Below are 20,053 nucleotides of genomic sequence, written 5' to 3'. Positions count from 1 at the left end.
GAGGATTGCATACCTCATTTCTCATTAATTAATTAACATTTTTAGGTTCGATCGCTCCAGGATCTTCGATATCGTCTTCGGAGCGATTGAACATTTTGCTGAACCAGTGGATCGTATTGTCTACATAGGTAAAAATTACTGGTACGACGACCAGAGTTAAGAGTGTGGAAGTAGAAAAACCACCAATTACAGCGATCGCCATTGGCGATCGCACTTCACCACCTGCACCATATTCTAAAGCGATGGGTAGCATTCCGGCGATCGTGGAAATTGAGGTCATTAAAATCGGACGCAAGCGCGAGACTCCAGCTTCAACGACAGCCCGAAACTGCGGTAATCCCCGCCTTTCGTTCTCTAAGGCAAAGTCTACTAACAAAATGGCGTTTTTTGTCACCAACCCCATCAGGAGTACAATCCCAATTAACGCAAACAAGCCCAATTCTTTTTGGGTAATCAACAGCCCCAGCAACGCACCACCAAGGGAAAGAGGTAAAGCGACCAAAATTCCCAATGGATAAAGAAAGTTGTTGTAGAGCAAGACAAGAATTGCATAAATTGATAGCACCGCTAGCCCTAAAGCTGTGACAAAGCGACTAAAAATATCGCGCATAATTTCCGCATCTCCAGCAGGTTCCTCGGTAACTTCTGGAGGAAGCGGATTCATTGCTGGTAAAGCCCGAACTTGTTCTAACGCATCGCCTAAAGAAATTCCTTCTAAATTCGCTTCCACGGAGACTTGACGACGGCGATCGAAACGGTCAATTTGCGCCGAACCGCTTGCTAAACGGATGTCTGCGACTGCGGTGAGAGGAACTAGAGAACCATCCTGACTGGGAACCCGCAAATTTCTTAAGGTATCGAGATCCGATCGCTGTTCGGGATTCAGTTGCACCCGAATCGGAATTTGGCGATCGGGTAAATTAAACTTAGCCAGATTGGACTCATTATCGCCAATTAAAGCCAAACTTGCAGTGCGGGCAATATCTCGTACCGAAACCCCCAAATCCGCCGCGCGATCGCGATCGGGTACAATGACAATTTCTGGTTTGACTAAACTCGCACTCGATGTTATTTCTACTAAGCCCGGAATTCGACTCATTTGCGTTTCTAAAGCCTCAGCCGCTTGTTGAAGGGCTTCAGGATTATCACTTTTGAGGACGATCGATAAATCCTTCCCACCACCACCAGCCCCTTGACTGCGGAAACTCACCCGCGCACCAGGAATGCGACGAAAATCTTCTCGCATCTGTTGTTCAAATTCCTGCTGAGAAAGCGATCGCTCTGCTTTCGGTACTAAATTAGCGTAGACTGTAGCAGTATCGATCTTTTCCGCGCTGGCAAAAACGCTTTCTACGGCGGGATTTCCCTGCAATAAATCGGTAGTTTGTTTAATTACTTGTTCGGTTTCGCTCAGTGTCGAACCTGGAGGTAAATCAATCGATACTAAGCTTAAACCTGTATCGCCGCTATCAAATAAACCCTTGGGAATATAAGGAACAAGCTGAAGACTGGCAATAAAAAAGGCGATCGCTAACAATAAGGTAGTAATCCGATGTCTTAGCGCCCAAGTCAACATTCCACGATAAGGTTGAATGCGCTTGCTGGCTGGGGAATTAGTAACTGCTGTTTGGGAATTAGCCGGATCGTGTTTCTTTGCACCACCTAAGCGCCAAAACCTAGCCAATAACTGAGAACTTGTCGTTCTTTCTTTCTTGCCTTGTCCTAATTTACTAGTTTTTGGTTTCAGTAAATAAGCACTCAGCATCGGTGTCATCGTACAAGCAACCAAAGTTGAAAACATGGTTGAGACAGCCACCGTTACACCAAAGGGTTGAAAAAATTGCCCCGGAATCCCACCCATAAAGGCTACAGGCAAAAATACCGCGACAATCGTGGCTGTGGTAGCGACTACCGCCAAACCAATTTCCCGAGCAGCATCGAGGGCAGCTTTATAAGGCTTTTTGCCCATTTCAATATGTTGGTCGATGTTTTCAATCATACAAATTGCATCATCAACCAAGTTACCGATCGCCAGCGCTAATGCCAATAATGTCATCTCATTGAGGGTATAATCGAGACTCTGCATCACGATGAACGTGGGAATAATTGACAAAGGTAGCGCCATAGAAGTAATTAAAGTTGCTCGCCAATCGCGTAAAAACAAGCCTACGGCGATCGTGGTCAAGATGCAAGCAATTACTAATGAGTCAATTGTTGCTCGAAATGAGTCGCGGATTGAGTTGGCGCGAGTGAAAATTAACTCTAATTCAATATCTTCGGGAAGGGTAGTGCGTAGTTTTTCTACCTGTTTTCTTACCCCTTCTTCGACGGTAACTAAGGTACTACCTGTACTCCGCAAAACGGAAAAAGCAACTACCGGTTGATTATTGAAAAAAGCTGCATTACGGGGTTCGGCGTAACTATCTTCAACAGTTCCTAAATCGGTTAAAGGTACAGTCGCACCACCCGGAAGTACAACTCGATAACTTTTTAACTCTTCAACTGTCCTCGCACTACCTAATGTCCGAATATTTTGTTCGCCACCACCAACTTCGGCACGACCTCCTGGTAAATTTATGTTTAAAGCGCCTACTTGGTCGTTGACTTGAGTCGCGGTAATGCCATAAGCTTGTAACCGTTCGGCATCGAGGTCAATGCGAATTTCGCGATCTACACCTCCGAGTCGATTAATTTGGGCGACTCCGGAAACGTTAAGTAATTCACGGCTAATAGTTTGGTCTACTAAATTACTCAATTGTTCGACCGATCGCTGTTCGGAAGCAACAACATAAGTCATTATCGCCCCACCAGCAAATTCTAAACGCTGAACGATCGGTTCGTTAGCATCTTGAGGTAAATCTTGACGAATTTGAGCAACTGCATTCCGGACATCATTCGTCGCGCGATCGCTATCTGTTCCTAATTCAAATTCGATTGTGGTTGTCGAATTACCATCGGTAACTGTGGAGTTAATTGCGTCGATGTTACCTAAACTCGCAACGGCATCTTCTACTTTTTTGGTAATCTGAGTTTCTAGTTCGGTTGGTCCGGCACCGGGTTGGGTTACTTGTACCTGTACTATGGGTATGTCAATATTCGGATTGTCGTCAATTCCCAGGGAAAAAAATGACATTAAGCCAACTATTCCCAAGATTAAGAATAAAACAATCGTGGGAACTGGATTTTTGATCGACCAGGCGGAGACGTGGAAAGACATTTTTCAGTTATCAGTTATCAGTTAGCAGTTACCAGTGGAAATTGAGAATTTGGGATTAGTTTTCTCTTGTTGTTTAATAGTCAAAGTTAGGTTTTAACTAAGTCCAATTTGCTGAGTTTGCTTGAGAAAAATTAATTTTTTTAACAGGGATTTCCAACTCTGTTGCTAATATTTTTCTACTCAGTGGCAACTATTTCTATTTTGTCGCCATCTTTAAGATAAGCTGCACCTTTAACTACTACCCTTTCGCCAGAATTCAAACCGCTTTTGATTTCTACTTCTTTTTCAGGCATAATTGTGCCAATTGTCACTTCTTTCGCAGCTACACTGTTATCGGCTTGCACGACAAAAACGATCGCTGTATTCTCGCTTTGAGGTTGAATGGCATCGTAAGGTACAGTCAAACCTGATGTTGACTGAGTAATAATTTCTGCTCGCAAAAACATTCCCGGACGTAAATTTTCTGTAGCGGGTAAATTGATTTTTACTTGTGCCTGACGAGAGTTTTCATCTACCGTTGGATAGATTTCTCGTACTTCACCAGTAACTTGTAAATCGCGATCGCTATCAGAAGTAATTTTAACTGGTTGTCCCGGACTAATTTGGGTTAGCTGGGTTTCGGGAACTTTTAAAATCAATTCTAAGCGTCCGTTTTCAATTAATTTAAACAGTGGTTGACTCCCAGAAGTAACATCCCCCAAGCGAGCATTTCTTTCAGCTACTTCACCGTTAACTGGTGCTACCACTCTGGTGTCGTCAAGTTGCTCTAGGACTGATTGTACTTGAGCTTCAGCGCGGGCGACTTCTGCTTCTGCTGCCGCAATAACTTCTTGACGCGGACCTTTTTCCACTTCGGCTAATTGCTGTTGGGCTTCGTCACGACGGGCTTTAGCTTGTTCGAGAGAGAGTTGATTGCTACGCTCTTCATTAAGGATTTCATCGAAGCGATCGCGCGCGATCGCACCTGCATCTGCTAAAATCCGATTGCGTTCAACTCGTGTTTGAGCTAATTCTAGTTTCGCTTCCGCACTGGCTACTGCTGCTTCAGCACTGCGGAGATTTTCCCGAGCGCGGGCAATTTCTTCCGAGCGACTACCCGCTCTTAATTCAGCTAAACGCGCCTCAGCTTGGGCAACAGCAGCTTTTGCTTCTGCTAAACTTGCTTGCAACAACGAGTCATCGAGAATTGCCATTACTTGTCCAGTCTTGACAAAATCTCCTTCATCTGCTAATATACTTTCAATTTTTAATCCAGTAGCTTGAGGAGAAACCGGAGTCATTTCCCAAGCCGCCACAGTACCAGTCGCCGCGATCGCGCGATCGAGCCGCGAGGAAGTTACTTCGGCGACAGTGACGCTTCTACCAGGTTGAGAAGTTTCTCTAGCTGGCACTTGAGCAGAAGTTTCCGTCGTCTGGCTAGGAGAGACAAAACGCATTCCCATAAATGCCAGCGCAATCCCCAAACCTACACCAATAAATAAATTTAGCCCTCCGGAGCGCCAATTTTTTCTTGGCGGCTCTGAAGTTAATTCTGCATCTGGGTTTGTTTCTGACTCAATTGAGCCATGCTCATCAAGCTTGGCAAGTGCCGAGCCATCGAGCTGATATTTTTCATCTTCTGGGGCTTTTTGGCTCACGGTTACTCCTGTTGTTGCTCGTCGAGTTTGCTGCTTTGGGAAAAAACTTGACTAGCTCTGTTGCGCTCCCTTACCTGTCGCTGGCTGGAAAGATCCCTCAGCCAGACACTTACAACATACTTTGATTACCAATGGGATACTTCATATATCTGGCTCACCCGATTGGGTGATTTTTCGATCTAGCAAGTTCTGTTTGTACTAAAGAAAGGTTTATTAATTTTTTTTCTTCTTCCTTAATATTACTTAAAATATCTTAAATTGGGAAACTGGGGATTGGGGATTGGGGATTGGGTTCAGTTATCAGTGAACAGTGAACAGTTATCAGTGAACAGTTTATCTTGCTTGTCCTCCTTGTCTCCCTTGTCCTCCTTGTCCCCCTTGTCCTCCTTGTCTCCCTTGTCCCCCTTGTCCTCCTTGTCCCCCTGTCCCCCTTATCCTCCCCCTCTTCCCAGTCTCCCAATCCCCAATTCTCTCTGGCGATCGCGCAAAGCTGCAATAATGTATTGGTTAGCTTCAGGAAAGGCAAAGCGATCCAATTGTTCCACACTTACCCAACGAATTTCCTCAGATTCAATTGGCTGGGGTATTCCGCTTTGGTGACGACAGATATGAACGATTAAGGTAAGACTAAATTCGCTATAAGTGTAGTCAATGGTAATTAAATGCTCTCCTACTTCGATCTCAATAGCTAATTCTTCTAAAATTTCTCGCTGAATACATTCTGGGACAGTTTCACCAGCTTCCACTTTTCCACCAGGAAATTCCCAAAGCCCCCCCATCAAACCTGAAGCTCGTCTGCGGTCAATTAAAATTTGTCCCCGGTCGTTTTCTATCGCTGCTACACCGATAATTTTATGAGGTAAGGGGGAAGAAACTTGTGACATGGAATTAACTATTAAGACATTCCTAAGCTTACTAGCTATCAAGGAATATTTTGCTCAAATAGCGAAACGGAATCAAATTTTAGCAATTAAAATTCCCAGTCCGAAACTGGGAGCGGGATAATTATTTCTTGCAGAAAACTGGCTAAGAGTTACTTTGGGAACCACGATCGGCAGAGTGAAAAGACTGCTCAAACTTCATTCTTTGTTCGGCATTGCGAAGAAAATAACCGCTCATCATCGCCGAGGCTAACAAGCGTCCGAGATGTTCTCTACTGGTACTGATGCTCACGCCAAAATGTTCTGAAGGGAGAGTTCCCAACAAGCCAATAATATTGCGTTCCATAACCTGAAACACTTCTTGTGAGTTAGGTTTAGAAAGTTGGGCAATGGTTTCCGGCGTGAGATTTTGCACGTAATGCCACAGATCGTTAGCTGAAGAGCCATCGCCACTAAAATATTCTTGAGAACGATTTGGTTGGTTGTTCACTTGTTACCTCCTAGCTTTTTAGTGAGTGCTGGACGTTATTTTCCTGGCAAGATTTTCTACATCAAACACAGTGCTATTTGCTATTTAATGTAACAATTTTTTAGCAGTGCTGGAGTCCGTGGAACCGAACCAAGAGCATCGGGTTCTCCCACCCATTAACTAGATTACACTTAGCTTGCCAGATATTCTCGCATATCAGCTTTACGTTTGCGTAATTTTGTTAGTGCTTCCCGCTCGATTTGTCTGACTCGTTCGCGACTGATATTCAGGCGATCGCCAATTTTGGCTAAGGTTAGAGGTAGCTCGTTACCGAGTCCAAACCTTAATTTCAGCACTTCCCTTTGTTGAGGAGTCAAATCTGCCATCAGTTTTTCTAAGTCTAACTGAAGTAATGACTGAGTGGCATAATCTTCTGGAGATTGACCGTCATCTTCTAATAAATCTCCTAATTCGGTATCTTGATTGTCGCCGACGCGCAAATCCAAAGAAAGAGGCTGACGACCTTGTTCGAGAAATTCTCGCACTTGTTTGGGTTCTAAGTCTAATTCGGCGGCTAGTTCCGCGATCGTTGCGGCTCTACCTAGTTCTTGAGCCAGTTGTCGTTGGGCTTTCTTGATTTTATTCAGCTTTTCGGTAATGTGGATCGGTAAGCGAATCGTACGACTTTTTTCGGCGATCGCCCGAGTGATTGCTTGACGAATCCACCAGTAAGCATAGGTAGAAAAACGATAACCTTTGGTTGGGTCAAATTTTTCTACTCCCCGTTGCATCCCGATCGTGCCTTCTTGAATTAAATCCAGCAAGTCGAGATTGCGCTTGATATATTTTTTCGCAACTGAAACTACTAAGCGTAAATTTGCTTCCACCATTTTCCGCTTGGCTGTTTCTGCGGCAGCTATCTGCTTGCGTAATTCCGCTTCTGTTAGTTCCGCAGCCTCCGCCCATTGTTTCAGAGTTGGCTCTTTGCTTAACTTTTTCGCCAGTTTTTCTTTTATTTCTTCTAAGGCAACTAATCGCTGTATTCGCTTGGCGTAATGAATTTCTTGTTCGTGAGTCAGCAAGGGAACGCGACCGATTTCGCGCAGGTAAGTCCGAACTGTATCGGTAGTATTTTGAGCAGTTTTCATTGTTCGTCGAATAGGAGCGTTCGAAAATTACAGTAAGTGCGAGCATCTTGCTCGCCCCAGATAGTTTATGTATGAGAAGGAATTGTAGTTAGATTACGTCAACAACTCTAATTTTTGCAGCTTGTCGAATTTACCTTAAGTCTTTATTTTTGTCAATCCTCCTAAGAAAAGATTAATTTATTGGACTACCATTAAGTCAATTTAGCTTCTTTACAAATCTATATTAACAATTGTAACTTTACTGAGAAACAAAAATCTCAGTTTGGTCAATAAATTCTCTCTTCCGTTATTAGCATACCCATTGAAAAGCCCTAGGGCTGCATCCTTTGCAAACATTTCGAGAGAAATTTGGCTGAAGTCAAACAAAATCAGTAGTGGCGATCGCCCTTTTACACGATTTAGTCTTTTATTATATCGAAATGAAGCGTAGCGGAGCTCACCAACTTGACACGATCTTCAAATTATACTAATTAAAGCACGAATGAACGTTTGAGTCAACGAGATCGCAGTTCAATTTCTTGACCAGTTAGACACGAAACAGCAAAAATATATCGTATCTCAATGATTTCCGAGAATTCGCCTTGAAAAAGTTGTAGTAAATAATTGCAAAATATTATTTTTTTATCCTAGCGTTCAAAAAACGCAAACTCATCCATTTTATGGTCAATAAAAGCAACTTGAAAAGACCTTAAAAAACAAAATGTTTACCTTTATTTTATCTAAACTGACATCATTGAAAATACCTCGCTCAGCTCCTACTCCTAAGAAAATATCTGACTTGACGCGAGATAAATATTTTCAAAACCAGATCGCATCCAAATTGAATGTAATCTAAACTACACTGAATTGAGATAAATCTCAGTCACAGGTAAGCTATAAATATAGTCACAATCGCACAAAAATAATGCCTCAAACAGTTTGGATTGCTAGACATGGAAATCGCCTTGACTTCGTTAACCCCGAATGGTTTAATACAGCCCAACGTCCCTACGATCCCCCACTTTCCGAAGATGGAGTTATCCAAGCGAAAGAATTAGGACAAAGGTTAAAGAACGAAAACATCAGTCACATTTTCTCTTCACCATTTTTGCGGACAGTACAAACAGCGTACCAAGTTGCAGAAGCACTGGATTTACCAATTAAATTAGAAGCAGGATTAAGTGAATGGTTAAATCCAGAATGGATGAGTGCTATGCCAGAAAAGTTACCATTAGAAATATTAGCTCAAAAGTATCCTCGGATAGATTTGAGTTACAATTTTCGTCTAATTCCCGAATATCCAGAAAGTAACGAAACAGTAATGGAACGAACCGCAATAACTGTGAAAAAATTAGTAGCGGAATTTGCAGAAGATATTTTATTAGTAGGACATGGTGCCTCAGTATTAGGGACGGCTACTGGGTTAGTAGGAGGAAGTCCTACAGTTAACGCTTCTTTATGCTGTTTAGTGAAAATAGTGCGTCAAAGGAAAGGGTGGAAAATGGAACTCAATGGCGATACTGCTCATTTAAGTCAAAGCGAAGAAGTGATTCGCTTTAATTAAGGTGAGGATACTTATTATTGAGAAGAGAGGTAATTGAGTAACAGATGAGAAAAAAGATTTTATTCCGCAAAATTATAGGTTGAAGAGTTCATAGAGAAAGGATTAGAGGGAATAAATGGCAGGACATAGTAAATGGGCAAATATTAAACGTCAGAAGGCGAGAGTAGATGCGAAAAAGGGTAAAACCTTCACTCAGCTATCTCGCGCGATTATTGTGGCGGCGCGTAACGGTTTACCCGATCCCGCAGCTAATTTTCAACTACGGACGGCAATTGACAAAGCCAAAGCAGCCGGAATTCCCAACGAGAATATCGAAAGAGCGATCGCTAAAGGTGCAGGAACTTTCGGTAACGATGAAGCCAGTTTAGAAGAAATTCGCTATGAAGGATACGGTCCGGGTGGTGTAGCTATTTTAATCGAAGCACTTACCGACAACCGCAACCGTACTGCGGCAGATCTGCGGGCAGCTTTTAGTAAAAATGGCGGTAATTTAGGTGAAACTGGTTGTGTAAGCTGGATGTTTGAGCAAAAAGGTGTGGTTAGGTTAGAAGGAGAAATCTCTGAAGACGAGTTGTTAGAAGCATCGGTTGAAGGAGGCGCACAAACTTATGAATTTTTCGAGGAAGAAGATAGCAAAGGTGCAGAAGTTTTTACTGAAATTACCAACCTAGAAAATCTTAATCAAACCTTACAGGAAAAAGGATTGCCCGTACAAGAAGCCGAATTACGTTGGATTCCCAACAATCATCTCGAAATCAGCGATCGCGAACAAGGAATTTTACTACTTAAACTCCTCGATGCTTTAGAAGAACTTGACGACGTGCAAAACGTTACGGCTAACTTTGAAATGGCAGAAAATCTTGTCTCCTTATCTGTAGCCTAAACTCAGTAGATGTATTTTCCTAGCCCGCTTAAGCGGGCTTTGTTTTTGGCTACCCATCCTCACAAGTAAGAGAATTACTTGTTAAGTTGTTTCACTCATCCGGATTTAATGCTGAGATGACTGCTTGCTGAGATACTTGTTGATAAACTTCGCGTAAATACTGTTTGACTGTTTGTGCATCAGTCACGGATAGGGGAATGTTGCCGAGAAAATCGATTGCTGTTTTATTGTCTACAGGAGGAGAAATTACTACTAAGGATGATTCTAATGGTTGGTCATAGTACCAAAAATCTTCAATTTTCACTGGAGTTTGACGACCGATCCTGATTAATTTTTGCTCCCCATTTTTGGCTGACTTTTGTTCTGATTGTACTGACGTATTTGTCTCTTTATTATCTATATTAGTACTGCGTAACTGACGTAAAGCTTCGAGAATTTCTTCTTTTGTGCGTCCTCGAAGTTGGAAAAAGACAAAAGGATCTTCGCTGAAACGAGAGCCTAGTTGATAATAAACTGCGGCTATATGTTTGCAGGGGTTGGCTTTGTCAGGACAAGTGCAGCGAGAATGAATTTCGGAGAGATTGAAAGGGAATAAACTTTTCCCGTTGGTAACAAAAACCTCTGCAATATTTTCGGGCATTTCTCCGGCTAAAAGTTTAGCCGAGTAAATTGCCTTTTCCGACATAGTTTCAATGATATAATGCCAATCTTCGTCGCTAAAAGCATCCAGAGAAAGAGATACTTTATAAGGCTCTGGTTCGCTACCCTGTACTTTTGCTAAAACTTTTGCTCCAGCAAATTCAATATTGAGAACATTACCTTCTCTAGCGTAGTTTCGTCCTCTTTCCAGACGCTTTTTAAAGCGATAGGAATCGAGTAATTCCAACCATCGCAGCACCCACCAATCTTGAGAAGGAATTTCATAATTAGTCATTGTTTATCTTTGATTAGTTATTGGTTTGCGGAGATTTTGTGCCTTATAAAATGTTTCTAAGCTATGGCGATCGCCAACGAAACGCCAATGCCAAGGTTCGTAACTAATTCCTTGCAGGTTATCACGGGGAAATGATAACTCAAAGCTATAACGAGCAGCATTTTGCAACAACCATTGGAAGGCGGCAGTATTTTCAAATGCTTGAGTTAAATTCGTTGCTGGGGCATTTGCGTCGCCAATGTCTACAGCATAACCTGTATGATGTTCGCTGTAGCCTGGAGGCGCGCTAACATCGGCTCTTTCTGAAGCATTCTGATTTCGTTGTGCTTTAACATCAAAAAAGAGATATTTTTGCTCTTCCACGGAACGATAGCCGGAAATCGGCACTAATTTTATCCCCTCAGCCCTAGCTGCTGCCACCATTTGGTTAAATTTTTCTGCTGCTGCTTGACGGAGCAAAATTTTACTGTTCCCTGCAATTGGGACTAAATCTGTTTGGGGTGCTTCCTGATATTCTAGGTGTCCCAGAATATTTTCCACTGTTTCCTTGCTTTCAGTTGGTGTTGAACTTGGTTCCGTCGTTGGGGTTGGGGTTATTTCTGGGGAAGAAGCTACTTCTGGTTGAGGGGGAGAGGAACTAGCAAAAATGGCGATCGCCAACGCGATCGCGCCTATTCCTAATCCTCCACCAATGATTAATCCAGGTTTTAACTGAGATGATTGTCTTCGGGGAGGCGTTTCTCTTTTCGCCTCTGGAATATCGTCAACTGGCTCAACAGATAGTTTTTGTTGTTTTCCCGGCAGACCTGCGTTATCCAAAAGATCCACTCCTGCTCCATACTCACACTACTTTACCGAATTTTTTGCCTAGGTTCCGAGAAGAAGTCATTTGATTTTAGATTTTTATAAGTTAGCGAAACGAGCAACGAGTTCTCAGTTTGTCTGGAAATTTTGTGCCACTTTTATTTTTGACTAAGGTTTTCCTCACTTTAAGTAGCTTACCAGGTGACTTTTTTTCAAGATCTAACTCCAATCACTAAAGTGTCCCTCAAATTTATTTTCTGCCAAGATTCGGCAATAAAATCTCTTGCAAAGGTTGAAGTTGAGGAAAAGCTAATGAGTAAAGAATCTCAGAACCAAAATCATAGCAGTGCGTGGGTATTTCAAGTTTGGGCTTCTTTTCTTGTTTCAATTTCGGCGACGGCGATCGGGATTATTTACCTTCCGGTAGATGCTTGGACAAAAGGTTTTATGGGTATGGGTTTAGCATTTACCGTGGGTTCAACTATTAGTTTGACTAAAACTACCCGCGATATTTATGAATCGAAAAAAATTGTTTCTCGCCTCGATGAAGCTAGAATTGAAAAACTCCTCAGCGAACACAATTCTTGACAATAAAAGAAAATCCCCTGGCTGTAGGCGCTTTGAGGATTTTCTTTCGTGCCAGCTTGTTTACAGTCAGGTTAATGATGACCTCGCTGTTGTTCACTTTTTTGGTTCTGCCGTTTGCGTCGATTATTCGCAGCAATAACCGAACTATCAACAGGAAATCCAACCGTGGGAATTACTTGATATTTCCGGTCTTCTTCTAGCTGCTTTAGTTCTGTATAATCAACCCAGTGAATGCAGTTAACCGGACAGGTGTCGATCGCTTCTTCAATTTGTGTTTCCGAGTCGCCATCTTGACGAATGACGCGCGATCGCCCATAATCTGGTTCGATATAAAATGTGTTTGGGGCTACGTGAGCGCAATGTTTACAACCGATACAGGTGATTTCATCGACGTAAACCCCTTTTTGCCTCAGTTCGCCTCCTAACTCGGGTTCTAAGCCGGAACGCTCTGGCGAGTCCCGAAAAACTCCACCAAGTTCGGGTTCTAATCCTGAACGTTCTGGCGTTTGGGCTAAATCTGACATTACGCACTCCAGCGTTGGACAACTAGACGGACTGAACCGTCTTCATTCTTTTGTTCTTCGGAAATTTGAAATCCTTGTTTGGTAGTTTCGCTAATTACAGTTTGATAAGCGTAACGTTGAGTTACTTTTTGCAGGAAAGCTTCTACTGTTAAAGGTTGCTGCCAATATTGGAGATCGGCAACTAGCTCGTATTCTTGACCATTCCAGCTAAAACCAATGTCATAGTTGTTATCTTGTTCGATGACTACTTCGGCGTTACGAGTTTGACCGCGATAACCTCTAATTGCGCTTGGACCTGACTTCCATTCAATTCCTAAATCGCCTAAAGCAGCTTGCAAGGAAGTTAAATTACGGATTTGAGTTTTGATGTTACTGAAGTGTGACATAGTTTTTATGTGAACTAAATTGAACTAGATTTAAGCCAAAAAATCGGTTTTTAACAGAATTTACCAAGCGCTATAAGTTGCTTGATTTGTCGCCTTTGCTGATTGGGTTTGCTCTTGGGCAAAGTATTCTGATGTTTTTTCATTAGATAGCACTTGCCCCAGTTCTGCTTCAATTGCTGCTGTCACCTCTTGACAAGATGACCCAATTATGCCTGTAACTTTTTCTTTTACCCTACCATCGGGGTAAATAATAAATTCTAGTGTTTCCATGCTCATAGCTAACACTGGGCAATTTTTGCTGTTTGGTTTTAGCTTCGGTTAGGGGAAAAAGCATATGCTGTGAGTGCGATCGCTCTTTATAAATTTATTTTGAGCAATTACAGCATAACTTGTCTATTTTTCACAAATTTTAACAATCGAGGATGTTATGACCTTAACCTTTTGTAAGTTTCGCTTAACTTTTTCTCCCAGTCAAGTTATAAGATGCCATAAAGATTTGGCATTTACAAAAATATACATAATCAATTTAGATCTCGCTTGTGCCTTGAGGTTGATTTGCTCCCTACAGGATCTCGCCAGCAAACCCAAAGTAAAATAAAAGTTTGTGACGATCAAAATAGGCAAGTATGAGTGTAGAAAAAAAGACAAGCAAGATTTCAGTAGGCGTTTTAGGTTTCGGTGGCTTAGGACAAGCAGCCGCAAGAGTTTTAGCACCTAAAAGCGAGTTGGTTTGGGTAGCGGCGGCAGACCAAAAAGGTTACGCTTACTGCGATGCTGGTTTAGAAGCAGATGCTTGTATCGCAGCATATCAACAAAAAGGTTCCCTAGGTTATCTCGATCCCTACGGTAGTCTCAGTAGCGAGAGCATTAAAGATTTAATTGCCAAAGCATCAGTAGACGGATATTTTCTCGCCTTGCCTAATTTACCAAATACATTTATGGCGGCAGTAGCAAGACAGTTTATCGACTCAGGTTGGCAAGGAGTGCTAGTAGATGCCCTCAAACGCACCAGTGCAGTCGAGCAATTATTAGAGTTACAAGAGGAACTGCAACAAGCAGGAATTACCTACATGACAGGTTGCGGGGCAACACCAGGATTATTAACCGCCGCCGCCGCGATCGCCGCTCAGAGTTACGCGGAAATTCACAGTGTTAAAATTACTTTTGGAGTGGGCATTGCCAACTGGGAAGCTTATCGCGCCACAATCAGAGAAGATATTGCTCATTTACCTGGTTACAACCTAGAAAAAGCTAGGGCGATGAGCGAAAGCGAAATCGAAGCTTTATTAGATCGAACCAATGGCATTCTCAGTTTAAAAAACATGGAACACGCCGACGACATTATGTTAGAGTTAGCCGGAATTTGTCCGCGCGATCGCGTCACTGTCGGCGGCGTAGTCGATACTCGCAACCCGAAAAAGCCCTTGAGTACCAACGTCAAAGTTACAGGTCGCACCTTTGAAGGTAAAATATCTACTCATACCTTTACCCTCGGTGACGAAACCAGCATGGCAGCCAACGTTTGCGGACCTGCCTTTGGCTATCTCAAAGCGGGAATTAAATTACACCGTCGCGGCATTTATGGTCTTTTCACCGCCGCCGAAGTCATGCCCTCTTTTGTCAAATAAAATTTTCAGTGATTTTAGCAATTAGCCCATAGTTAACACTAGCAGTTTTACGGCGATCGCCAATTACTCCAATACCATATTTTCTCAAAAAAGTCAAGAGTAACCATCAACTAATAACCGATCGCCGAAACCCCTAGTCCCCAATCCCCAGTCGCTAAATCCCAATCCCCAAGCGATCGCTAAAATCACCCTTCAGCAAACAAAGCCTCAGAAAATTCTTCCTCCTGTCCAAAATCTGGTGTTTGTACAACAAAAGGAAGAGAAGCTCCCGCCAAGCCTCTTTTAATCCGTTCTGGAGTTTCAGCAAAAACGACAAACAAAGGATAGATTTGCTCTGCCCCCTCACTAACCATATGCTGTTCTCCAGGAGGCATCAGCCATTCATAATCTTTATCCAGAGACACCTGAGTTTGTCGCCAGCGACGAAGTAACCCAGAAAAATCTTCTTGGGGACGATGGATAAAAATGAGAATTTCCACCCCCATTTTAATTTTCCATTCAGGATCGCACATCAAAAGCGCGATATCGCACTCAAGGGGGATTGTTGCCCCAGTCGAACCAACACTAACATTGTGTCCTAGTGTTGGTTTTGGTTGACGAATCCTTGCCACAGGCAAAGGAATAGAAATAACACTGCGATCTGGGCGCCGCATACTAGGGAGCATTTCCAAGTAAGGGCGATACTCTCTCAGAAGAGCGATCGCCGCTTCACGATTACTATACTCCGAAAGTAGCACTTCATAATGGGATTGCTTAACAGGCATAACAAATTGTCAATTATAGATTTTGAATTTCCGATTCAATCCCAGAGCTTCAATCTTCGTCTGGTAGAGTTGTGACTTAACCTAAATCCTCAAACACCTTGAACATAGGTAGATACATTGAGAGCAAAATTACACCCACCATTCCAGCAACTACTACGATCATAATTGGTTCCAAGAGACTGGTCAGCGCCTTCACAGTTTCCTCAACTTCATTGTCATAGAAATCAGCAACCTTCATCATCATCCCATCGAGTTCACCAGTTTCTTCCCCAATACTCATCATCTGTACTGCCAGGGCAGGAAAAACCTGTTCCTTGTCAATAGCAATACTCATCATGCCGCCTTGCTGAATTTCCTGCTTAGCTGACTCAATTGCATTAGCGATCACCTGATTTCCTGCTGTATCGCGGACGATTTCCAAACTTGTCAAAATTGGCACTCCCGAACGAGTCAGCGTCCCAAAAATACGACAAAAGCGAGCTACCGCCGTTTTTTCGAGCAAATCGCCAATCAAAGGTAGTTTCAGCATTAAACCATCGATTTGCAAACGCCCCGGCGGAGTTTTGTAATATTGTTTGACTGTAACTACTACAGCCACAATTGTGCCAACAGTAATACCCACCAATAGTGGGTTTCTAATTGCCTTACTCGTAGCCAGCATAAAAGAGGTTAAAGCTGGTAATTCAGTTCCTAAATCTTGGAAAATTCCGGCAAACACAGGAATAATAAAGATTGTCATTCCGAGGAAAACCAGAATAGCGATAAATGCCACCGCCACCGGATAAGCCATTGCCCCCTTAATTTGACTTTGCAGCTTTGCCATATCCTCAAGTAGTTTAGCCAGTCGGTTAAGTACCTCATCGAGAACACCACCCACCTCACCCGCTTCCACCATACTGATATAAAGCTGGTCGAAACAGTCGCGGTGCTTCCGCATCGAGTCACTCAGGTTAGTTCCCTCTTGAACATCAGCACTAATTCCTAACAAAGCTCTTTTCAACTTAGGATTAGAACACTGGTCTGATAAAACACCTAAACAACGAACAATGGGTACGCCAGCATTAATCATCGCCGCAAATTGCCGGGAAAAAACCGCTTTATCTTTAACAGTAATGCTCGTCAAGAGCATTTCTAACTGAGATAAATCGATGTCAAAGCCTGCTTTTTTAATTTGTCCGATTGTCGGATATCTCCCTTGAAGAATACTCCGGGCTTGTTCGGGAGAATTAGCTTCAACTTTTTCCTTGGAGCTTTTACCCGTAGCATCAACAACATCAACAATATAGGTACTTGGCATGGCTCGTAATAAAAATAGTTAGTCGATCGGGAAAAATTTTTTTAGATTGAGAAGATTGTTGGCGATCGCTATTTTGAGCGTTGGGAACTAGCTCAATCGCCACTGACAAGTAGAATAGGCGATCGCCACAATTCATTAGCGTTTCGCCGTCGCTTTCTTAGCACCAGCAGCACCACTAACTAAGCGTTGTAGTTCATCTGGCTTACTTGCCTTCGACATAGCTTCTTCCAGAGATACTTTCCCGCTAATCACGTGACCCGCCAAAGCTTGCTCCATTGTTTGCATACCCAGTTTGATTCCCGTTTGAATCGCAGAGTAGATCATCGAAGTTTTCCCTTCTCGAATCAAGTTAGCAATAGCTGGAGTTACCACCATAATTTCCTGAGCCATTGCCCGCCCAAACTCACCCGGTTTCGGATTGTGCTTTTTCACCAAACACTGACTGAATACTGCCAACAAAGATTGAGAAACCTGCGCCCGGATTTGTCCTTGTTGTTCGGGAGGAAAAACGTCTAAAATCCGGTCGATCGTACCAGCTGCGGAGTTCGTATGTAACGTACCAAATACTAAGTGACCTGTTTCTGCGGCTGACACTGCCAAAGAGATCGTTTCTAAGTCCCGCATTTCACCCACGAGGATAATATCTGGGTCTTGACGCAGCGCACCTTTGAGTGCATTAGCAAAGCTTTTTGTATCTTCGCCTTTTTGACGTTGGTGGAACAAACTTTTAATATTCGGGAAAACATATTCAATCGGATCTTCCACCGTGAGAATATGTTCTGCGCGAGTACGATTAATCAAATCCAACATTGCCGCCAAGGTAGTAGTCTTACCCGAACCTGTCGGTCCTGTCACCAAAACCATCCCGCGCGGACGCTCGGACATTTCTCTAACAATATCAGGCAAACCCAGCACATCAAAATTGGGAATTTTAGAAGACAGCGCTCGCATACAAGCCGCCCAACAACCCCGCTCTTTATAAACATTCAAACGGAAGCGAGCCAGTCCTTTCACCCCGTAAGAAGAATCCAACTCCCAGTTTTGCTCCAAATCCTTACGCTGTTTATTATTGAGCATACTAAAGATCAGGCGCTGACATTCTTGAGGAGTCAATGGTTCATCGCCGATCGGTTGTAGTTTACCACTAGCACGGAAATAAATTGGCGCTCCTGCTTGGATATGTACATCTGAGCCTCCCATTTCCACCAATTGCTCTAGCACATCTTCAATCATTAATTCCATTATTCGATCTCCTTGGTTGAATTTCAAGTAACAAGTCAGTTAAGAAACACTCACCGTTGGTTTTAGTCTTGAAAGCGAGGTGTGAGACAATAAGGGCAATCAGACCATTCCGGTTGTAATCCAGCGCCACAAGTGCGACAAGTAAGAGAAGTTTTGCGTTTTGCTTTCAATTCTGCCTGTAAGCCAGAATCGGTGAAAGTCACCCGTTCTACTTCCTCAAAAGTTGTATATCCCTCACGCACTAGATTAATACTGTAAGCCAGCAAAGTTTTCATTCCCTCTTCCACCGCCGCTTCTTTAATCCGCTCAGTGGGAGCTTTTTCAGTAATTAAAGTTTGCAGTCGTTCGCTATTACGCATCACTTCATAGACACCAACCCGCCCTTTGTAACCCACTCCATTACACTTTTTACACAAGCTGCCATTGTCTCTTGCCGAGTAAATTTCGTCAGTCGAGAGAGTATTTGCTCGATAAAAAGTTACTCCTTCCTCAAGTTTGGCAGACAGACCAAATTTTTCTAGTTCTTCCTTACTCGGAGCGTAAGTTATGCGACATTCACCACAAACCCGGCGCATCAAGCGCTGTGCCAAAATGCCAATTAAAGCACCAGAAACCATAAACGGTTCCACACCCATTTCATCCAGACGAGCGATCGCGCCTGCGGCGTCGTTGGTGTGTAATGTAGTCAAGACTAAGTGACCTGTTAGTGCTGCTTCGATCGCTGTTTTTGCCGTTTCGTGGTCTCTTGTTTCACCCACCAAAATCACATCTGGGTCTTGCCGTAGGAAAGAGCGTAGAATCGACGCAAAGTCCATTCCTTTTTCCCGCAATACCTGTACCTGAGTGATTCCTGGTAAAGAATATTCAATCGGATCTTCGGCGGTACTAATATTAATTCCTGGGTCATTGCGCTCTGCTAGTACCGAATATAAGCTGGTTGATTTACCCGAACCTGTCGGTCCTGTTACCAAAATCAAACCAAAGGGACGACTTGCCATTTCCCTGACCATTTGGAGACTTTCTTGGTCAGTGATCAACTTATCTAAACCTAACTGAGTAGCGGTGTTGTCCAAAATCCGCAGCACTATTTTTTCGCCGTAGCGACTAGGTAAACTGCTGACCCGGAAGTCTACTTTACGACCTTGGTACATCCGCCGAATCTTACCATCTTGAGGCATCCGTCGTTCGGCAATGTCCAACTCTGCCATAATTTTGAAACGTGCTGCGACTGCCGTGGAAATTTTCTTTGGCAAGGGGTCAAAAGCCTGCTGCAATACCCCATCTTTGCGAAAACGTATCCGGAGGAACTCTTCTTGAGGTTCGATGTGAATATCGGAAACTCCTTCTTGCAAAGCCTTAGCCAAGATTTTGTTTACCAGGTTAATAACCGGAGCATCTTCAGCCTCTTTAAGCGCATTAAGGTCTTCTTCCTTTTCATCTTTAACTTCTTGTAAGTTAAGGTCTAACTTATCTAACTCTTGAGAGACATCGGTTAATTTTTCTTTATTTTTTTGTTCCTCTATTCTTCCTTGTTCGTCCAGATACTTCTGGAGTAACTGCTGATAGTCTTCCTGAGTAATTACTAAACGCTGAAGAGTTATCCCTTGAGGACGTAAAATCCGAGTTAGGTCGTCGTGGGCATCAAGATTATCCGGGTCTACCATTGCCACTAACAGCGAGGGAGGCTGAGTATCTATTTTTTTTAGTGGCATAAGCTTGTAGCGACGGCAGATATCGATGGGAATCATCGCATCTACCAGTGCAGTCATCTGGTTTTCTGTCACCGGATTAATTTCCGGATCGAGAGATTCAACACCGTAAAGAATTTTTAACTCAAATAGTTGTTGTTTTTTGTACTGGCGCTGTAATTCTGGAGAAAGTTGTCGTCCAGTGATGTTTTCAATTACTTCAGTGAGCGGACGACCAGAAGCCCTGGTTTGTGCCAGCGCTTGTTTCATTTGGTCTGCTTCGATGTATCCCGTCTCAATAAGTTTATTGCCAAAAGGCGAGAAATCATGGCTTTTGACAAGGGCTAATTTGGAGCGCCTAGATGACGATTGAGTCATAGCTGGTGAAAATATCTCCTTACCTTACCTTTATTAGTGTTC

Annotated in this window: 18 protein-coding genes; 4 read left to right on the top strand and 14 right to left on the bottom strand. The window is 43.1% G+C overall.

What is annotated here, in order from left to right:
• Window positions 1-28: 28 nt before the first annotated feature.
• From G3T18_RS05570 to G3T18_RS05550, 5 genes are all read right to left on the bottom strand, one after another.
• Complete coding sequence (locus tag G3T18_RS05570) at window positions 29-3,217, bottom strand: efflux RND transporter permease subunit (RefSeq protein ID WP_224409545.1); 3,189 nt, start codon at window positions 3,215-3,217, stop codon at window positions 29-31.
• A 176-nt stretch (window positions 3,218-3,393) separates the two neighbouring features.
• Window positions 3,394-4,854 carry an efflux RND transporter periplasmic adaptor subunit gene (locus G3T18_RS05565; RefSeq protein ID WP_224409544.1) on the bottom strand — a complete coding sequence of 487 codons (1,461 nt, stop codon included), beginning with the start codon at window positions 4,852-4,854 and terminating at the stop codon, window positions 3,394-3,396.
• A gap of 431 nt (window positions 4,855-5,285) precedes the next feature.
• Entirely contained in the window at window positions 5,286-5,738 is a 453-nt protein-coding gene (mutT, locus tag G3T18_RS05560; RefSeq protein WP_224409543.1) for an 8-oxo-dGTP diphosphatase MutT, read from the bottom strand.
• Window positions 5,739-5,880: 142 nt separating this feature from the next.
• Window positions 5,881-6,225: a DUF760 domain-containing protein gene (locus tag G3T18_RS05555; RefSeq protein ID WP_224409542.1), complete on the bottom strand. Its 345-nt coding sequence runs from the start codon at window positions 6,223-6,225 to the stop codon at window positions 5,881-5,883.
• A 170-nt stretch (window positions 6,226-6,395) separates the two neighbouring features.
• Window positions 6,396-7,352 (bottom strand): RNA polymerase sigma factor, RpoD/SigA family, encoded by a 957-nt coding sequence (locus tag G3T18_RS05550; RefSeq protein ID WP_224409541.1) that lies wholly within the window; start codon window positions 7,350-7,352, stop codon window positions 6,396-6,398.
• A 904-nt stretch (window positions 7,353-8,256) separates the two neighbouring features.
• Between G3T18_RS05550 and G3T18_RS05545 the strand changes: the two genes are divergently transcribed.
• Both G3T18_RS05545 and G3T18_RS05540 read left to right on the top strand, forming a co-directional pair.
• Window positions 8,257-8,895, top strand: coding sequence for a histidine phosphatase family protein (locus tag G3T18_RS05545; RefSeq protein ID WP_224409540.1), 639 nt, complete (start codon window positions 8,257-8,259; stop codon window positions 8,893-8,895).
• Between the two features lie 115 nt (window positions 8,896-9,010).
• Window positions 9,011-9,778, top strand: coding sequence for a YebC/PmpR family DNA-binding transcriptional regulator (locus G3T18_RS05540; protein ID WP_224409539.1), 768 nt, complete (start codon window positions 9,011-9,013; stop codon window positions 9,776-9,778).
• Window positions 9,779-9,869: 91 nt separating this feature from the next.
• On the opposite strand, the gene G3T18_RS05535 is transcribed toward G3T18_RS05540, so the two are convergent.
• Together G3T18_RS05535 and G3T18_RS05530 are read right to left on the bottom strand one after the other, a co-directional pair.
• Window positions 9,870-10,712: an SWIM zinc finger family protein gene (locus tag G3T18_RS05535; RefSeq protein ID WP_224409538.1), complete on the bottom strand. Its 843-nt coding sequence runs from the start codon at window positions 10,710-10,712 to the stop codon at window positions 9,870-9,872.
• A gap of 3 nt (window positions 10,713-10,715) precedes the next feature.
• Window positions 10,716-11,531 (bottom strand): M15 family metallopeptidase, encoded by an 816-nt coding sequence (locus G3T18_RS05530; protein WP_224409537.1) that lies wholly within the window; start codon window positions 11,529-11,531, stop codon window positions 10,716-10,718.
• A gap of 297 nt (window positions 11,532-11,828) precedes the next feature.
• Here G3T18_RS05530 and G3T18_RS05525 point away from each other — a divergent pair, with 297 nt between their 5' ends.
• Window positions 11,829-12,104, top strand: a complete 276-nt coding sequence (locus G3T18_RS05525) for a YiaA/YiaB family inner membrane protein (RefSeq protein ID WP_224409536.1) — start codon at window positions 11,829-11,831, stop codon at window positions 12,102-12,104.
• 71 nt (window positions 12,105-12,175) lie between these two features.
• Here G3T18_RS05525 and G3T18_RS05520 read toward each other — a convergent pair whose 3' ends face one another.
• Genes G3T18_RS05520 through G3T18_RS05510 form a run of 3 tightly spaced genes read right to left on the bottom strand, consistent with a single transcriptional unit; the run spans window position 12,176 to window position 13,284 of the window.
• Entirely contained in the window at window positions 12,176-12,628 is a 453-nt protein-coding gene (locus G3T18_RS05520) for a ferredoxin (protein ID WP_224409535.1), read from the bottom strand.
• Window positions 12,628-13,014, bottom strand: coding sequence for a DUF1257 domain-containing protein (locus G3T18_RS05515; RefSeq protein WP_224409534.1), 387 nt, complete (start codon window positions 13,012-13,014; stop codon window positions 12,628-12,630). The genes G3T18_RS05520 and G3T18_RS05515 overlap by 1 nt, the downstream gene beginning before the upstream one ends.
• 60 nt (window positions 13,015-13,074) lie before the next feature.
• Window positions 13,075-13,284 (bottom strand): DUF2997 domain-containing protein, encoded by a 210-nt coding sequence (locus G3T18_RS05510; protein WP_224409564.1) that lies wholly within the window; start codon window positions 13,282-13,284, stop codon window positions 13,075-13,077.
• A gap of 356 nt (window positions 13,285-13,640) precedes the next feature.
• Here G3T18_RS05510 and bioU point away from each other — a divergent pair, with 356 nt between their 5' ends.
• Window positions 13,641-14,642 carry a (S)-8-amino-7-oxononanoate synthase BioU gene (gene bioU, locus G3T18_RS05505; RefSeq protein WP_224409533.1) on the top strand — a complete coding sequence of 334 codons (1,002 nt, stop codon included), beginning with the start codon at window positions 13,641-13,643 and terminating at the stop codon, window positions 14,640-14,642.
• A gap of 185 nt (window positions 14,643-14,827) precedes the next feature.
• Here the strand turns inward: bioU and G3T18_RS05500 are convergent, their stop codons facing one another.
• The 4 genes from G3T18_RS05500 to G3T18_RS05485 form a co-directional block, all read right to left on the bottom strand.
• On the bottom strand, window positions 14,828-15,406 hold the full coding sequence (locus G3T18_RS05500) for a hypothetical protein (RefSeq protein ID WP_224409532.1): 579 nt from the start codon (window positions 15,404-15,406) through the stop codon (window positions 14,828-14,830).
• A gap of 76 nt (window positions 15,407-15,482) precedes the next feature.
• A complete protein-coding gene (locus G3T18_RS05495; RefSeq protein WP_224409531.1) occupies window positions 15,483-16,703 on the bottom strand; it encodes a type II secretion system F family protein in 1,221 nt (406 codons plus the stop codon).
• 135 nt (window positions 16,704-16,838) lie between these two features.
• Window positions 16,839-17,945, bottom strand: coding sequence for a type IV pilus twitching motility protein PilT (locus G3T18_RS05490; protein ID WP_224409530.1), 1,107 nt, complete (start codon window positions 17,943-17,945; stop codon window positions 16,839-16,841).
• A 62-nt stretch (window positions 17,946-18,007) separates the two neighbouring features.
• Entirely contained in the window at window positions 18,008-20,011 is a 2,004-nt protein-coding gene (locus G3T18_RS05485; RefSeq protein WP_224409529.1) for a GspE/PulE family protein, read from the bottom strand.
• Window positions 20,012-20,053 lie beyond the last annotated feature (42 nt).

Origin of the sequence: Oscillatoria salina IIICB1 (assembly GCF_020144665.1) — a bacterium.
GTDB lineage: Bacteria > Cyanobacteriota > Cyanobacteriia > Cyanobacteriales > SIO1D9 > IIICB1.
The sequence above is the reverse complement of the archived record's forward strand: the minus strand, read 5'-3'. Positions and strand labels throughout refer to the sequence as shown.

Bases quoted from the DNA above. Each gene is read 5' to 3' on its own strand.
- G3T18_RS05570 (WP_224409545.1), bottom strand. From the start codon at position 3,217: ATGTCTTTCCACGTCTCCGCCTGGTCGATCAAAAATCCAGTTCCCACG.
- mutT (WP_224409543.1), bottom strand. From the start codon at position 5,738: ATGTCACAAGTTTCTTCCCCCTTACCTCATAAAATTATCGGTGTAGCA.
- G3T18_RS05550 (WP_224409541.1), bottom strand. From the start codon at position 7,352: ATGAAAACTGCTCAAAATACTACCGATACAGTTCGGACTTACCTGCGC.
- G3T18_RS05545 (WP_224409540.1), top strand. From the start codon at position 8,257: ATGCCTCAAACAGTTTGGATTGCTAGACATGGAAATCGCCTTGACTTC.
- G3T18_RS05540 (WP_224409539.1), top strand. From the start codon at position 9,011: ATGGCAGGACATAGTAAATGGGCAAATATTAAACGTCAGAAGGCGAGA.
- G3T18_RS05535 (WP_224409538.1), bottom strand. From the start codon at position 10,712: ATGACTAATTATGAAATTCCTTCTCAAGATTGGTGGGTGCTGCGATGG.
- G3T18_RS05525 (WP_224409536.1), top strand. From the start codon at position 11,829: ATGAGTAAAGAATCTCAGAACCAAAATCATAGCAGTGCGTGGGTATTT.
- G3T18_RS05520 (WP_224409535.1), bottom strand. From the start codon at position 12,628: ATGTCAGATTTAGCCCAAACGCCAGAACGTTCAGGATTAGAACCCGAA.
- G3T18_RS05515 (WP_224409534.1), bottom strand. From the start codon at position 13,014: ATGTCACACTTCAGTAACATCAAAACTCAAATCCGTAATTTAACTTCC.
- G3T18_RS05510 (WP_224409564.1), bottom strand. From the start codon at position 13,284: ATGGAAACACTAGAATTTATTATTTACCCCGATGGTAGGGTAAAAGAA.
- bioU (WP_224409533.1), top strand. From the start codon at position 13,641: ATGAGTGTAGAAAAAAAGACAAGCAAGATTTCAGTAGGCGTTTTAGGT.
- G3T18_RS05500 (WP_224409532.1), bottom strand. From the start codon at position 15,406: ATGCCTGTTAAGCAATCCCATTATGAAGTGCTACTTTCGGAGTATAGT.
- G3T18_RS05495 (WP_224409531.1), bottom strand. From the start codon at position 16,703: ATGCCAAGTACCTATATTGTTGATGTTGTTGATGCTACGGGTAAAAGC.
- G3T18_RS05490 (WP_224409530.1), bottom strand. From the start codon at position 17,945: ATGGAATTAATGATTGAAGATGTGCTAGAGCAATTGGTGGAAATGGGA.
- G3T18_RS05485 (WP_224409529.1), bottom strand. From the start codon at position 20,011: ATGACTCAATCGTCATCTAGGCGCTCCAAATTAGCCCTTGTCAAAAGC.